The sequence below is a fragment of the Neobacillus niacini genome (assembly GCF_023715415.1).
Taxonomy (GTDB): Bacteria; Bacillota; Bacilli; order Bacillales; family Cytobacillaceae; genus Neobacillus; species Neobacillus niacini_C.
In genome coordinates this window covers 284,771-299,950 of record NZ_JAMBOB010000005.1, presented here as the reverse complement: position 1 = coordinate 299,950, position 15,180 = coordinate 284,771, and the positions used below count along the sequence as shown (strand labels likewise).

16 protein-coding genes are annotated in these 15,180 nt (G+C 40.9%); 2 read left to right on the top strand and 14 right to left on the bottom strand.

Annotation, left to right across the window (positions count from 1 at the left end; translation table 11 throughout):
- The first annotated feature begins 31 nt into the window (after window positions 1-31).
- The gene (spoVB, locus tag M3189_RS13505) at window positions 32-1,582 is read left to right on the top strand and encodes a stage V sporulation protein B (RefSeq protein WP_251634594.1); all 1,551 of its coding nucleotides are present in this window, start codon (window positions 32-34) and stop codon (window positions 1,580-1,582) included.
- 38 nt (window positions 1,583-1,620) lie between these two features.
- Here the strand turns inward: spoVB and M3189_RS13500 are convergent, their stop codons facing one another.
- The gene (locus M3189_RS13500) at window positions 1,621-2,283 is read right to left on the bottom strand and encodes a DUF421 domain-containing protein (RefSeq protein ID WP_251634593.1); all 663 of its coding nucleotides are present in this window, start codon (window positions 2,281-2,283) and stop codon (window positions 1,621-1,623) included.
- Between the two features lie 175 nt (window positions 2,284-2,458).
- On the opposite strand from M3189_RS13500, the gene M3189_RS13495 reads away from it, so the two are divergent.
- Window positions 2,459-2,866 (top strand): TIGR04086 family membrane protein, encoded by a 408-nt coding sequence (locus tag M3189_RS13495; RefSeq protein ID WP_251634592.1) that lies wholly within the window; start codon window positions 2,459-2,461, stop codon window positions 2,864-2,866.
- Between the two features lie 35 nt (window positions 2,867-2,901).
- Here M3189_RS13495 and yajC read toward each other — a convergent pair whose 3' ends face one another.
- From yajC to M3189_RS13430, 13 genes are all read right to left on the bottom strand, one after another.
- The gene (gene yajC / locus M3189_RS13490) at window positions 2,902-3,201 is read right to left on the bottom strand and encodes a preprotein translocase subunit YajC (RefSeq protein ID WP_251634591.1); all 300 of its coding nucleotides are present in this window, start codon (window positions 3,199-3,201) and stop codon (window positions 2,902-2,904) included.
- Window positions 3,202-3,231: 30 nt separating this feature from the next.
- Entirely contained in the window at window positions 3,232-4,371 is a 1,140-nt protein-coding gene (gene tgt / locus M3189_RS13485; protein WP_251634590.1) for a tRNA guanosine(34) transglycosylase Tgt, read from the bottom strand.
- A gap of 41 nt (window positions 4,372-4,412) precedes the next feature.
- Window positions 4,413-5,441 (bottom strand): tRNA preQ1(34) S-adenosylmethionine ribosyltransferase-isomerase QueA, encoded by a 1,029-nt coding sequence (gene queA, locus M3189_RS13480; protein ID WP_251634589.1) that lies wholly within the window; start codon window positions 5,439-5,441, stop codon window positions 4,413-4,415.
- Window positions 5,442-5,466: 25 nt separating this feature from the next.
- Window positions 5,467-6,468 (bottom strand): Holliday junction branch migration DNA helicase RuvB, encoded by a 1,002-nt coding sequence (gene ruvB / locus M3189_RS13475; RefSeq protein ID WP_179157248.1) that lies wholly within the window; start codon window positions 6,466-6,468, stop codon window positions 5,467-5,469.
- 11 nt (window positions 6,469-6,479) lie between these two features.
- A complete protein-coding gene (gene ruvA / locus M3189_RS13470; protein WP_251634588.1) occupies window positions 6,480-7,088 on the bottom strand; it encodes a Holliday junction branch migration protein RuvA in 609 nt (202 codons plus the stop codon).
- A 108-nt stretch (window positions 7,089-7,196) separates the two neighbouring features.
- Window positions 7,197-7,841: a response regulator gene (locus M3189_RS13465; RefSeq protein ID WP_251634587.1), complete on the bottom strand. Its 645-nt coding sequence runs from the start codon at window positions 7,839-7,841 to the stop codon at window positions 7,197-7,199.
- Between the two features lie 11 nt (window positions 7,842-7,852).
- Window positions 7,853-8,962, bottom strand: coding sequence for a GAF domain-containing sensor histidine kinase (locus M3189_RS13460; protein ID WP_251634586.1), 1,110 nt, complete (start codon window positions 8,960-8,962; stop codon window positions 7,853-7,855).
- A 94-nt stretch (window positions 8,963-9,056) separates the two neighbouring features.
- Entirely contained in the window at window positions 9,057-9,422 is a 366-nt protein-coding gene (locus tag M3189_RS13455; RefSeq protein ID WP_251634585.1) for a VOC family protein, read from the bottom strand.
- 13 nt (window positions 9,423-9,435) lie between these two features.
- The gene (locus M3189_RS13450) at window positions 9,436-10,464 is read right to left on the bottom strand and encodes an S-adenosylmethionine:tRNA ribosyltransferase-isomerase (RefSeq protein WP_251634584.1); all 1,029 of its coding nucleotides are present in this window, start codon (window positions 10,462-10,464) and stop codon (window positions 9,436-9,438) included.
- A complete protein-coding gene (locus tag M3189_RS13445; protein ID WP_251634583.1) occupies window positions 10,464-11,186 on the bottom strand; it encodes an SDR family NAD(P)-dependent oxidoreductase in 723 nt (240 codons plus the stop codon). The genes M3189_RS13450 and M3189_RS13445 overlap by 1 nt, the downstream gene beginning before the upstream one ends.
- A gap of 364 nt (window positions 11,187-11,550) precedes the next feature.
- Window positions 11,551-12,102, bottom strand: a complete 552-nt coding sequence (locus tag M3189_RS13440) for an intercompartmental signaling factor BofC (protein WP_251634582.1) — start codon at window positions 12,100-12,102, stop codon at window positions 11,551-11,553.
- Window positions 12,103-12,233: 131 nt separating this feature from the next.
- Window positions 12,234-12,938 carry a YhcN/YlaJ family sporulation lipoprotein gene (locus M3189_RS13435; protein WP_251634581.1) on the bottom strand — a complete coding sequence of 235 codons (705 nt, stop codon included), beginning with the start codon at window positions 12,936-12,938 and terminating at the stop codon, window positions 12,234-12,236.
- A 100-nt stretch (window positions 12,939-13,038) separates the two neighbouring features.
- Window positions 13,039-14,019 carry a phosphotransferase gene (locus M3189_RS13430; protein WP_251634580.1) on the bottom strand — a complete coding sequence of 327 codons (981 nt, stop codon included), beginning with the start codon at window positions 14,017-14,019 and terminating at the stop codon, window positions 13,039-13,041.
- Window positions 14,020-15,180 lie beyond the last annotated feature (1,161 nt).

Sequence of the window (15,180 nt, the reverse complement as noted above, 5' to 3'; positions counted from 1 at the left end):
ATTCTTCTTTTTTGAGAAGGTGGGAAGTAGTATGTCGAAGTTTTTAAAAGGGACCTTTATCCTATTATTAGCGGGATTAATTACAAGAGTGCTTGGATTTATTAACAGAATTGTCATAGCTCGAAGTATTGGTGAAGAAGGGGTCGGCCTCTATATGATGGCTTTTCCCACCTTTATCCTTGTTGTGACCTTAACACAAATGGGACTACCCGTCGCCATTTCAAAAAATATTGCCGAAGCGGAAGCGAAAGGAAATCATCAAGAAATTAAAAAAATACTCGTGGTTTCTCTGGCCATAACCATCTCGCTTTCTGTTATCTTTACCCCGGCACTAATATTGTTAGCACCCATTCTGTCTACCACTCTCTTTACGGACCCAAGAACGTTTTATCCATTAATCGCAATTGCACCCGTTGTACCTGTTATCGCTGTATCCTCTGTTTTAAGAGGTTATTTCCAGGGCAGACAAAACATGCGCCCTTCTGCTATTTCGCAGATTTTAGAGCAGCTTGTGAGAATTACCTTAATTGCCGTTATGACTAGAGCATTTCTTCCATACGGAATTGAATATGCCGCAGCCGCAGCAATGGTAGCTGCCATCATTGGTGAAGTCGCATCATTAATCTATTTATTAACAGCCTTTAAACTAAAGAAACGATTTAAACTAAGAAAGAATTTTTTCCAATTTGTCCATTCTGGAAAGAAAACCTTCAAAGAATTAATGGAAATCGCCTTGCCCACAATGGGGAGCAGAATGATTGGGTCTGTATCGTGGTTTTTTGAACCGATAGTAGTCGCCCATAGTTTAGCCATTGCTGGTGTTGTAGCAATCGAAGCTACGAAACAATACGGATCTCTGACTGGTTTTGCCATGCCATTATTAATGCTGCCATCGTTTGTTACTTATTCATTAGCCACCTCTCTTGTCCCAGCGATTAGCGAAGCCAACTCACAAAATAACCATCAATTGATTGAACATCGGCTGCAGCAGGCATTGCGTTTTGCTTTTTTAAGCGGCGGTTTGTCCGTTATTGTCCTTTATGTGCTGGCAGACCCTTTGATGGAACTCATGTACGGCTCAACAAAGGGCTCTTACTTTATACGGATAATGGCACCATTCTTTTTATTTTATTATTATCAAGGCCCGCTTCAGGCAGTATTGCAGGCCCTAAACCTAGCTAGAGCAGCAATGATCAATAGTTTAATTGGAGCTGTTATCAAAACAGCTGTCATCTTCTTACTCGCATCACAGCCAGCTTTCGGGATAACAGGAGTGGCATTGGGCATTATTGTAGGTTTTGTGTTAGTAACGATGCTTCATTTTGCTACTGTACTTAAGAAAATTTCTTTTAGCTTTCACGTAAAGGATTACCTAAAGGGAGTCATCATTATGGCAATCTCTGCTTGGATTGGCTATTGGTTATTTAATCACATTCTTCTTGGTGAGCATTTAGCGATTAGAGTATTGTCGGCCACTTTTGGAATGAGCTTCATCTACATTTTCCTATTAATCCTAGCTGGCCTAATCAAAAAAGAAGAACTCAGAAGAATACCAATCATTCGCAATTTAATTCCGATTTGATAGAGAAGGGAAAAGACACGCGAAACTAGCGTGTCTTCTTATTCTTCGTCCATAATATCAACAAAGAACTTGCCATTTTCAAAACTGCAGAAGGAAATTTTTCTAACATCACGATAACCCATTTTCTTTAATTCCTGGCGAAGCCATAGATTGGTCTTATTAATGCGGGTTAAATTTTCTTCTTCAATATTGCCATCAATGATTAATGGAATGGTAATATCCCCATCCTTAGGCTTACCGTCACTATTATTCATCCTTTCGATAACAGAGAGACTTCCTGAGGATTCTAAAATGGCAAACTCAACGTCTGCAATGCTCCTGATGTCTTTTTCCCTTAGCTGGGTAAGTAAATCATCAAAGTTGTAGCGCTGTTTCCTCATTGCCTGTTCATCAATTTTCCCACGATTTATGATAATGGTTGGCTTACCGTCGACAAGATCACGAAACCTTTTACTCTTTAATGATATCTTTGCCAGGATTATTTGAATAACCATTAATAAAACCATAGGTATAGCAACTAGTATGGAAGGTTCCTTAGGATTTTCGATTCCAAGAATAGCCAATTCACCAATCATGACAAAAACCACTAGGTCAAGAATACTTAATTCCCCAATTTCTCTTTTACCCATGACCCGAAAAATAACGAGGATTAGTACGTAAAATAAGACTGTCCTGATTACGATTGTTGTGTATATCTCCACCACTGTCGCCCCTTTATTAACACTCTATTTTATTATTAGCTTTTTCCCCTTAATCATTTGAGGAATAAAATACCAATAACAATAAAAACTGTTAAATTTATATTCTACTTTTAAAATAGGTGAATATGCTTGTACTAGGTAAGAATCTGTTTTTCTTGATTCTAAGAAAAGTAACATGAAGGGGGAGAGTCAAATCGAATCAAAAAGCTTTGGTACAGCTATTTTGTACGGGTTAATTTTTATTTTCGTATTTGCGATAGTCAGCAGCCTTATTTTCGCATCTATCCTTAGATTTACTTCTGTTCGGGAAGTCTCACTTCAATACATTGTAACCGCCGTTTCCTTTATTGGACTGTTTGGAGGAGGATTTCTCTCTGGTGGAAAGCGAAAGCAAAAAGGCTGGTTAATCGGAGGGTTAACAGGCTTAATTTACAGCATTATCATCTTTTTGTTCCAATACTTAGGATTTGATCGCCTGTTTGATGTTGAACAGGTAATCTACCATGTTTGCTATACGTTAATTGCCATGATGGGTGGAATACTCGGGGTGAATATTGCAACAAACAACTCAAGAACAGCATAGAAAAAGGAAGCCAACATGGCTTCCTTTTGTCTATCTTACTTCTCTAAAGAAACTTCAGCTGATGTTGAAGTTTTTGCAGATTCCGTTACTTCACGGATTGCACTGCGGTCATATGTTAGACGGCTGCCGTCTCCACATTTGATCACGACTTTGTTTTCATCAATTGAATCGACAAAACCATGTAAACCGCCAATCGTGACAATTTTATCACCTTTTTTCAATTCGTTTTGCATTTGAGCAACTGCTTTAGTACGTTTTTGCTGCGGACGAATTAGTAGGAAATAAAATAATACAAACATTAATATTAATGGAATGATTGAACCAAGTCCTTGCATGTTGTTTCCCTCCTTTCACTCTAGCATCTATTAGAAATTTTTCGCGTTCGGTTTGTTAAAACCATAACGTTCAAAAAACTCTTCTCGGAAATCACCAAGCCGGTCCTCTCGGATAGCTTGTCTGACCTTCTCCATTAATCTTAACAGAAAATAGAGGTTATGATAAGATGTTAATCGAATTCCTAAGGTTTCATCACATTTAATTAAGTGACGAATGTAGGCTCTGCTGTAATTTCGGCATGTGTAGCAATCACAATCTGGATCAAGTGGTCCGAAATCTTTTGCAAATTTAGCGTTTTTCACCACTAAACGACCCGTGCTCGTCATCAACGTACCATTTCTGGCAATTCGTGTTGGCAGGACACAGTCAAACATATCAATCCCACGAATCGCCCCATCAATCAAGGAATCTGGTGAACCTACTCCCATTAGATATCGTGGTTTGTCTGAAGGTAATAATGGTGTTGTGAATTCAAGAACGCGATTCATAACGTCCTTTGGCTCACCAACAGATAATCCGCCTACTGCATATCCTGGAAAATCAAGAGAAACAAGGTCTTTCGCACTTTGTTTACGTAGCTCCTCATACTCTCCGCCTTGGACGATTCCAAAAAGACCTTGGTCATTAGGCCGCCCGTGAGCATTTAAACAGCGCTCTGCCCAACGAGAGGTTCTCTCTACTGATTTTTGCATATATTCATATGTAGCTGGGAACGGCGGACATTCATCAAATGCCATCATGATATCGGAACCAAGGTCATTTTGAATTTCCATTGCTTTTTCAGGTGATAAAAATAATTTTTCACCGCTCATATGATTACGGAAATGAACGCCCTCTTCTTCAATTTTACGGAATTCACTTAAACTGAAAACCTGAAAGCCGCCAGAATCCGTTAAAATAGCACGGTCCCAGTTCATAAACTTATGAAGGCCTCCAGCTTCCTTAATAATTTCATTTCCAGGACGAAGCCATAAGTGATAAGTATTACTTAAAATAATACCAGCACCCATTTCCTTTAAATCCTCTGGAGACATTGTTTTTACAGTAGCAAGAGTTCCTACCGGCATAAATGCAGGCGTGTCAAAAGAACCATGCGGTGTATGTACTCGTCCTAAACGGGCACCTGTTTGCTTACATGTTTTGATAAATTCATATCGAATCGCAGTCAAATATATTTCTCCTTCTTTTCCGGTTAATCAGTATGATTAACCTAGATGATGAGCATTGCATCGCCAAAGCTAAAAAAGCGATAGCGTTCGTTTACAGCAGTATTATAGGCATGCAATATATTTTCTCTCCCCGCTAACGCACTAACAAGCATGATTAACGTTGATTTTGGCAAGTGGAAGTTCGTAATCATTCCATCAATTGCCTTAAATTCGTACCCAGGATAGATAAAAATATTTGTCCATCCACTGCTTTCAATAAAGGTACCATTGTTTTCGGACGCAATGGTCTCAAGTGTCCGGGTTGATGTGGTTCCAACCGTAATAATTCTACCGCCATTCTGACGTACTTCATTGAGCAAACGTGCAGTTCCTTCGGTAATCATATAAAATTCGGAATGCATATCATGTTCTAGGACATCATCAACACTTACAGGTCTGAACGTCCCAAGACCAACATGAAGCGTAATAAATGCAACATGAACCCCTTTTTCTCTCACTTCATTTAGCAGCTCTTCCGTAAAATGAAGCCCAGCAGTCGGGGCTGCGGCAGAACCCGGTTCACGGGCAAACACCGTTTGATAACGGTCTCTGTCATCAAGCTGTTCTTTAATATAAGGCGGTAATGGCATTTCTCCTAATTGATTAAGGATTTCGTAAAAAATACCTTCATAGTGAAACTCCAATACCCGCCCGCCATGCTCGGAAGCTCCTGTACAAACCGCAGTAAGTAAACCATCGCCAAAATCAATTTCTGTACCCTCTTTAATACGCTTGGCCGGCTTCACAAGTGTTTCCCATTGATCCCCCTCAAGCTGCTTCAGCAGTAATACCTCAATTTTGGCACCCGTATCCTTCTTCACACCAAAAAGGCGTGCAGGAAGTACCTTTGTATCGTTTAAGACAAGGCAATCCCCTTCACGCAGGTATTCACTTATATTTTTAAAAATTTCATGCTTTATATTCCCTGTTTCCTTATTCACTACCATTAACCTGCTATCAGTCCGATTTTGAAGCGGAACTTGTGCAATCAGCTCTTCAGGCAAATGAAAATCAAATAAATCTACCTTCATAAAATACATCCCTACTTATCAAAAATTACTGTTTTGGCGGCTCCATGCCGAAATGGCGATAGACTAAATCTGTTACCATTCTTCCTCTAGGTGTTCTTTGTAAAAAGCCAATTTGCAGTAAATACGGTTCATAAACATCTTCAATCGTTTCAGATTCTTCTCCTATAGATGCTGCTATCGTATCAAGACCCACAGGTCCACCCCGGAATCGTTCAATAATTCCTTTAAGGAGCTTATGGTCAATATGGTCTAGACCGAGTTTGTCTACCTGCAAAAGCTCTAATGACTTCCGTGCCAAATCGATATCAATTTCACCATTGCCTTTTACCTGCGCAAAGTCTCTTACTCTGCGAAGTAAACGGTTGGCAATCCTAGGGGTTCCCCTAGCACGTCTCGCAATCTCGGCAGCAGACTGTTCATCAATTGCAGTTTCAAATAAATCTGCTGTTCGTAAGACAATATTTTTCAACTGGTCTTCCTTATAATACTCGAGTCTGCTTAAAACTCCAAATCGATCGCGAAGCGGAGCAGATAAAGAGCCAGCCCTCGTTGTAGCACCGACAAGTGTAAACGGCGGAAGATCCAATCGAACGGAACGTGCACTTGGTCCTTTTCCAATGACAATATCCAAACAAAAATCCTCCATTGCTGGATAAAGCACCTCTTCAATCTGTCTTGGAAGCCGATGTATTTCATCAATAAACAAAACGTCACCGGGTTCAAGTGCGGTAAGAATCGCAGCTAAATCGCCAGGTCTTTCAATGGCAGGACCTGAGGTAGTCCGGATGTTTACACCCATTTCATTGGCAATTATAACAGCAAGTGTCGTCTTTCCTAATCCAGGAGGTCCATAAAGCAGAACATGGTCCAATGTTTCCTTGCGGAGTCGTGCAGCCTCAATGAAAATCTCAAGACTTTTTTTCACTTGATCTTGACCAATGTATTGTTTTAACGTTTGCGGCCTGAGGCTTTGCTCTAAGGAGATTTCGCTCTGGTCTGCTTCACTAGAAATAATTCTCTCATCCATGAATAATCACCTTATTTTAAAAGCCGCTGCAGGGCTTTTTTAATATATTGGTCGGTTGTCAGCTGTTCTTTTCTTAACTCAGGTGAAATCTTTTTCACTTCCTTGTCAGAATAGCCCAGTGCCTTCAAAGCAAGGACTGCCTCTTCAAAAGCAGTATTAGTCGATTGTTGTGTTGCGATTTGATCTGCATTAAATAAATTCGGGAAATAATCCGGAACAATATCCTGTAATTTTCCTTTTAAGTCCAGAATCATTTGTCTTGCTGTTTTCTTGCCGACTCCTGGAAACTTGACTAAGAAGCTCTCATCTTCATTTTCAATTGCTGAAACAACCTGCTGCACTTCACCAGAAGCTAAGATGGCCAGTGCACCCTTTGGGCCAATCCCTGAAACATTTAATAATTTGGTAAACAGCTTTTTTTCTTCTCTAGATTCGAAACCATATAACGCCATTAAATCCTCACGGACGTAGTGATATGTATAAACAGTGACATTCGTATTCATTTTACCAGAATAAATAAACGGATTCGGCGTTGATATTTGGTAGCCTATTCCATTATTTTCGATGACAATATACTCAGGGCCAACAAAATCAACGGTTCCTTTAAAAAATTCGTACACTCGCTTTCTCTCCCTCAGCGTTTCATGTATTCTCCATTCTATCATATTAATTTAAAGGAATAGAAAAAGAAGTCTATAAAGGAAAGAATAAAAATATTCTGTGTTTTATTACTCCACCAGTTGATTCTTTACAGCAAAAAGGGCCGCTTGAGTTCGGTCTGCCAATTCAAGTTTTGCTAAAAGATTTGAAACGTGAGTTTTCACGGTTTTTTCCGTAATGAATAAGGAAGAGGCGATTTCCTTATTGCTCTTTCCTTTTGCAATTTCTTTGAGAACATCTAATTCTCTCTTCGTTAACTCAGAAATTAACCTGTTATCATCTTTTTTGTCTTTATTTGATAAATTGGCAAGTAAATGAGAAGTGGCTTTGGGATGAAGCTGATTTTCCCCGCTCATAATTTTTTTAATACAATTTATTAACTCATCAGGCTCAATGTCTTTCAGCTGATAACCAGATGCACCTGCTTCTAGCGCCGGAATGACATGGTCTTGGTCAGAAAAACTCGTCAACATCATAATTTTTATTTCGGGCAGTTCTGTTTTAATTATTTTTGTCGCCTCTATTCCATCCATCTCTGGCATAACAAGATCCATAAGAATAAGATCAGGTTTCAATGTTCTAGCCAGTTCAACCGCTTCTTTACCATTGCCCGCTTCTCCAATAATTTCAATATCTCGCTGTGTTTTTAGAAAAAATGCCAGTCCTCGTCTTACTACATGGTGGTCATCTGCGATTAATATACGAATCCCCATTGTTTCTCCCCCTAGATTGGAATCTGTATTTGAATCTCTGTTCCGCTTCCTGGCTTGCTGTTTAATAGAAAAGTGCCATTCAATGCTTCTGTCCTTGATTTCATATTTTTCAGTCCGTACGTGGGCAGTTCAAAACTCTCATCGTAAAAGAACCCGCATCCCTGGTCTTTTATGGTCATCGTTACAGCTTCACTGCTCCTCACTAAAACTAAGGAAACATCACTTACCTGTGAATGCTTTTTACAATTGCCAAGCGCCTCCTGGCCAATTCTCCACAGAGCTTCTTCTATTCTTTCAGGAAAGCTTGAGATTCCTATTAATTTTGCCTCAATGCTTAATCCGAGCATTTCAGCATAGCTTCTTAATGCACTAATAATGCCATTTTCTAGCCCCTGGGGTTTTAACTGCCAAATGAGCGCCCTCATTTCGCCAAGTGCTTCCTGAGAGAGATCTTGAATATACGCAAAGGTTTGTTTAACCTCTTCGCTTTCAGTCATTTCTCTGCCTGCTCTCGCTGTCAGACTTAGTGAAAATAGTAATTGGTTAACAGAGTCATGCAAATCCCGTGCAAGACGATTTCGCTCGGAGATGAGAGCTGTTTCCTGCTCTCTTTGTGTTAATTTGATTCTTTTCAGTGCAGTCCCAATTTGAAAGGCTACTGCCTCTAACAGTGCGAGTTCATCTTTTTGAAAATGTGTTTTATTAGGTGAACCGACATTTAGAATTCCAAATCGCTCATTTCCCGCTCTTAACGGGACAGTAGCATGATGGGTTAGACCGCCGGTGTCACCTGCATTCTCGAGGATTACATTTTCAATCCGCTGACATTCGATAATGTTGACCGCCTTGTTCAATTTACCGTTGTTGTATCGACTGACACACCAGCAATCACCCTTACACATTCTTTGGTTATCCTGTTGGGCCAATGGTTCGGGTAAAGACTCTGTTGCTGCCAGGTGATGCTGCCCATTATCATTTATTAGAAAAATCCAGCCTGTTTGCAGCCCAGTCAGATGGAGGAGTTTTTTTAATACCCCAGCTAAAACAGTCTTTGAATCTACACCTTCGTTCAAAAGCTCAGCAATTTCCTTTAAAATGCCGATTTCTTCATTCCTGGACATGCCTTCACCCCGCACAATCTCTTAATCTATTGATTAAATCATAGTCGCATAACAAGCATCGTGGCAAGCAAGAAACAGGGAAAAAGCTGATAAATTAATGTTCAGCTTTCTCCCTAATTTGTAGAAACTCAATTACCTCATTGTCAGGACCAGTATAAAAAACGGTTTCCCAGCCATTGTTTAACTTGTAAGGACCTTCTAATGCCGAAATATGATGTTCGTTAAATTTCCTGATTATCTCATGCACATTGTCTACTTCTAAACAGATGTGAATACTTTGGGAGACGTTTTGTTGTCCTCCTGAAATGAGTTCAATTCTGAAATCATTATTTGCCAAAAAGACTATGTTTTCTTTATTGAATTGAAGTCGATTTTCTTCATGGAGACCTAGATACTTTTGATAGAATGCTATTGACGTCTCCAAGTCTCTAACTTCAATGGCAAAATGGTGAATGTTCATCGCTTTTTCCCCTTTATAAAATTAAATTCATGTCTCCAAATTCGTGCCAAAGGTATTGCTGGTGAATCGCTTCTTCGTAAGCACTCCATAATAAATCCTGAGGAACAAACGCAGTTAACATATCCAGATGGCTCGCTTTTGGTTCGTGGAAACCGGTAATAATTCCATCAACCAATTTCAGCGGGAAATTTTGATTAATATAAAGATTGGTCACACCATTTAACTTGCCAGTAACTCCTGCACTCTCTAGTGCTCTCACCACCGTTGTTCCCACAGCAATCACCCTTCCACCAGCAGCTTTTGTGTTGTGAATTTTTTCAATTGTTTTTTCAGACAGATGATATTCTTCGAAATTATCAGCTGGTGATGGTTCATACTCGTCATCTAATAGATAGCTAAGCCCGGTATGAAGCCGAATAAAATCAAGCTCAATTCCCTTCCGTTGAAGGTTGAACAAAAGCTCCCAGCTGAAGGCTCTTCCGGCAGAAGGCATTTCAACTGAGCCAGGCTGGCTGGCAAAAACTGTTTGATAATAGTCCAGCCCCCATTTGTTTTGGATATATTCATAGCGGATCGGTTCCCCCAGTGCATAAATACTATTAAATAGATCTGTTCCTTTTTTAGAGAAAGAGATTGTTTTTAGTGGTGAACTTTCTTTTAAATCGACGACAACTGCGGACAGTTCTGGCGAAAATTGCAGGATATCACCTAATCCAACGTCGTCTGTCACGATTAACACATCCCACGTTTCTTCATTGCGACGTCTGGCAAGCCGAATTTCAACATCTTGTTGGACTTGTTTTGTATGTCTTAGAAGTGTAGCTTGAAGGATGGCAGGTACTGTTCGGCTGTTATTCATGACAACTAGGTCACTTGGCTTTAGATAATCAGCAAGTCTGAAAAATCGATCATGCCTTACGTTTCCAGTTTTTTTATCTAAAACCATCATCTTCACATGATCTCTTCTGATTCCTCGTCTTTCAGGCGGATGAGAAGCATTTAACTCAGAAGGTAAATAGAAATCAAATGCTGTTGCTGCCATCATAATCCCTCCCCTTTAAACTCTTGCGCTTCAAATCGCTGACCTGTAATCCCAATTGACTTATCAGAAGCTAAATACAAGAACACGTTGACGACATCCTCAGGCTTTGCTAGTGAATAATCACAGTCAGGAACCGCTAATTGATGCATTTCTGTATCCATTTCCCCTGGATCGACCATATTTACCCTTAGGTTCGTTTCACTAAGCTCATCTGCCCAAGTTTCTGTTAGTCCCTCAACAGCAAATTTGGAAATCCCATAGGCGCCCCAGCCTGCATAGCCAACATGCCCCGCTTCTGAGGTTACATTGATGATTGAGCCTTGATTTCGCTGCAGCATTCCTGGTATCACTCTGCGTGTTACGAGGAATGGCGCAATGGAATTGACCCGTAAGACTTCCGCAAAATCTTCTTCAGGATAGTCGAGCAAAAGCGGCATCGGACTTGGCCCGAGAATCGAAGCATTGTTTATGAGAACATCTATTTGACCAAATGCTTCTTCGGTCATGGCGACAAACCTTTCTACATCTCTAGTTAGTGAAATATCTGCTATAACAGCGAGGACCTCAGCACCCAACGCTTCTGCTTCATTTTTTACTTCTATTAGCCCTTTTGATGATCGAGCGCATATAGCAAGTTGCGCACCTTCCTTTGCAAATGCAAGAGTTAATGCCCTTCCTAGACCTTTTGATGCACCCGTAATCATAACCACTTTATTTTCCATTATTAATCGCTCCTTTAAGTGTTTAACTTGATGTCTTAAGCTTAAAGGATTTTGGAAATTCCTCCCTCAGAAAAAAGCTTGAACTTTATCTACAACTTTAGGATGAGGTTTTTAAAAATAGCATGCTGGTTGGTGGTTATTAAAGGAGCCTACTATTCCCACTGGACTGAAATTCGCTTTTTTGGCTTTTTCTGGCGTGTAGAGAACCCCCACTCGACCTAATTTTACGTATTTTCTTTTTTCGGGCACGTAGAAGCTTCCCACTGGACCGAAATTCACCTTTTTTCTTTTTTCGGGCAAATAGAATGAGCTAAATAAAGTGTTGGAAACACAAAAAAGCCTCATGAGTTTTCATGAGACTTTTTTATTCTTGCTTCGAATAGGGTTTAAAGGTTTCTAGCACTTCTACAAACCGGTCCTTTGTCTTTATCGGAATGCCGTGAATCAGCTCTTCTTGTTTTCTGCTTTCAAGCTTTTTTACATCTATCTGAAAAAAAGATTGGATGATTCGTGATCGGTCAGGACGGCCATTAAAGATGGTTAACACGCCATCCTCGGTAATGCCGAAATAACCATTCGCTTTAAGTAATGGTGAAATGTCATCCATCTGTTTTCTAAACACCATGGTGGTTGCATCCATTTCAACTAACTGCCATTGATCATACTTCGCCCAAAAGTTTTCAATGGACCAGTAGGAATCAAGGACTACTTCCTCACTTATTTCTCCATCAAGATAGATTCTTTCCAAAATAATCGTCAACTGCTGAGGTTCCGTCATTTGCTGATCTTGATGGTTTTCCACTTTTTCGGCAGAGCCAGTTACCATTATTCCTGGCAGCTTTCCGATGGACATGAAGAGAACAACCGCAACAAAGGCTAAACCAAGCCGATACTGTGTTACCCAATTGAACCTCATGCATAATCACCTCTTAGTATTAGAGATTTAATTCTTTTTCACTACTAGTTTAGCCTTTTTTTCCCTTTTTATCCTTTTTTGAAAAAATCAAAAGAGACAAAGCCTTTTTTCAGCTTTGCCTCTTTTTAAAATTATTTGCGGCTATTAGGTTCTAATCGCTGGGAATCATTGTTTCTGTTACCATCCCGACCAAGTGCTCCATCATCTATAATAACTTGAACTGGTCTGCCGTCGGCCATCGGCTTAACTGCATCTTGGATGGCTCTTTTTGTTTCTTCAGCTCGATCGTTATTGTTTAATTTAACGGAAACCATTACAGAATTACCATAAAGAACGGAGCGGATTTCACGTACATTTTCAATGTCCGATACCTTGCTTTTAATTCTTTCTGTCATACGGTCCTGATTTTCGGGTTTCGTTGTCTTCATTCCCGTATTACCAGCTCTTTGATTCAAATGACCATGGTAATTCACATCACTGGTACTAAATTGATTATCCCGTTGAAAAAAATTATGGTCATGGTTTGCGCGCGGCTTTGTCGGGTTTGGTGGATTTCCATTTTCATCTCTATCCCGAAACTGCTTTCTGCGCTCTTCATTATTTGCTTGGTTTTCAATTCCAAGATTATGGTCCATAAATTCAGTGAAGGGACCATCATTATCCCCAGGCATTCCATTGGAGCCATTTTTATGATTCTCATCTGAATAGTATCCCACTGGCTGCCCCATATTTTTGTGATCTTTGTCCATAGCAGCACGGTCATCATTTGCGCAACCTGACAGCCCAACAGCTAGCAAGGCGGACAGAGGAATCATCCACTGTTTCAAATTAAACAAACGAAAAACCCCCTCTACGATGCGTGAGCATAAAGAATATGCTCAGAATTAGGTTGTGAGTTTATGGGGGTTTTCATTCTGCCATAATCGACCATGAAAGTTATTTTGTCAGCATCTTTAAAGTATCAATGAATTTTTTACGTGAGTAGTACTGACCCACACTTAAATTCATAATTTGATTATATTTCTGCTGGTCACGATACGATCCTTCACGAATGAGCCGGTTCCATTCACGGAAAATATCTGCAGGATAGGCTAATGCGTACAGAAATGATTTCTCGTTCAGTAAGCTTTGGAATTGCGAAAAATTAGAAAGTCGTTCAAATGACCAATCAAGATTAGGAAGAATTCGATTGGCATATTGTAAATAATCCAGTGAAGCTGGGCCAATACTAATTAAATCGAAATCAATGAGATGTAATTGTCCTTTTGAGTCACGTAAGAAATTATGATGGGCAACATCTCCATGAAGAATACAATATGGTTCATTGACAAACAGAGAGCGGTCTTTTTCCATTCCATTTAGTGACCAATTTGCCCATTGGACCATTTCGGATAAAATATGATCATTAATAAAGTATTTTATTGTAGAAATATTAGAGGAAAACGTCGATCCTCTATCTCTCCATTTTTCAATAATAATCCCTTTAGGAATTAACGTACGATAACGTGATTCAAAGGACGAAGTTACTTGATGAAATTGTTCTAGAAGTTCAAGTCCCTCCTGGCGGTTTTTTTGGGATTGAAATGAAAAAGGCGTTTTATTTGGTGGAATGTATTCCATACACCCAAAGTATGTCCCCTCGAAAAATAATGGATCTTTCATTTGAGGATGGACAAAAAGATAGGTTTTTGCAAATCCTTCACTCCTAAGAGTTGAGGTAAATGCCTCTTGAAGCCGAAGCCGTTTATTCGTATGGAAACCTTTTAGCATATAAGTATTTTTTTCTGTTTTTATTAAAATTACACTTTTTCGATAAGGCACCATTTCAACGATAGGTTCTTTAAATTGGGAGCGTAAATAAGAGAGGAGACGAATGAAATAATCATCGTCTCCTTTTTGATTAAAAGTCATACTCATTGCTTTCATCATTGTAACGCATCATTCCGTCCATTGGACCCATTCCATAAGGGTTCATATACGGAGGCTGCGCTACATTTGCTGGTCCTGTATATGGTGCACTATAGATAGGAGGTGTTGGCGGCACAAATGGCTGCTGCGGCATTGCCAGTGGTTTTGGTCCACCACAGCCACAATCACCACCTGCTCCCATTGGTAATCCCCCTTGAGCAGGATATTGCTGCTGCATACCTGGCATTTGACCGCCGGCAAAAGGCATTCCCATATCTGGTGATTCAAAGTCTTGAGCTCCCATTACTTGTGGTCCTGGACCCATTTGCGGGTAACCGTAAGGCATTTGACCATATGGTGCACCCATTCCTGGTTGGCCGAAGTCTGGTCCCATTGGGCCTCCCATTCCTGGTTGACCGAATCCTTGACCCATTGGGCCTCCCATTCCTGGCTGACCGAAGCCTGGTCCCATTGGGCCTCCCATTCCTGGTTGACCAAATCCTTGACCCATCGGTCCTCCCATTCCTGGCTGACCGAAGCCCGGTCCCATTGGGCCTCCCATTCCTGGCTGACCGAAGCCCGGTCCCATTGGGCCTCCCATTCCTGGCTGACCGAATCCTGGTCCCATTGGGCCTCCCATTCCTGGTTGCCCGAATCCTGGTCCCATTGGGCCTCCCATTCCTGGCTGACCGAATCCTGGTCCCATTGGGCCTCCCATTCCTGGTTGACCGAATCCTGGTCCCATTGGGCCTCCCATTCCTGGCTGACCAAAGCCTTGACCCATTGGGCTTCCCATTCCTGGCTGGCCGAAGCCTTGACCCATCGGTCCTCCCATTCCTGGCTGGTTGAAACCTTGACCCATTGGCGCTCCCATTCCTTGCATACCTGTTGGGAACTCAGAACTTTCATCAAATGAAGGCAATTGATCATCAGCTGGGAATTGGTCGTATCCGCCCATCATTTGACCCCCCATCGGCATTTGGTCTATTCCCGGCATTTGACTGCCCATGGTCAATTGGTCCATTCCCGGCATTTGGCCGCCCATTGGCATTTGGCCCATTCCTGGCATCTGACCTCCCATCGGCATTTGACCCATTCCTGGCATCTGACCTCCCATCGGCATTTGGTCCATTCCTGGCATCTGGCCGCCCATTGGCATTTGGTCCATTC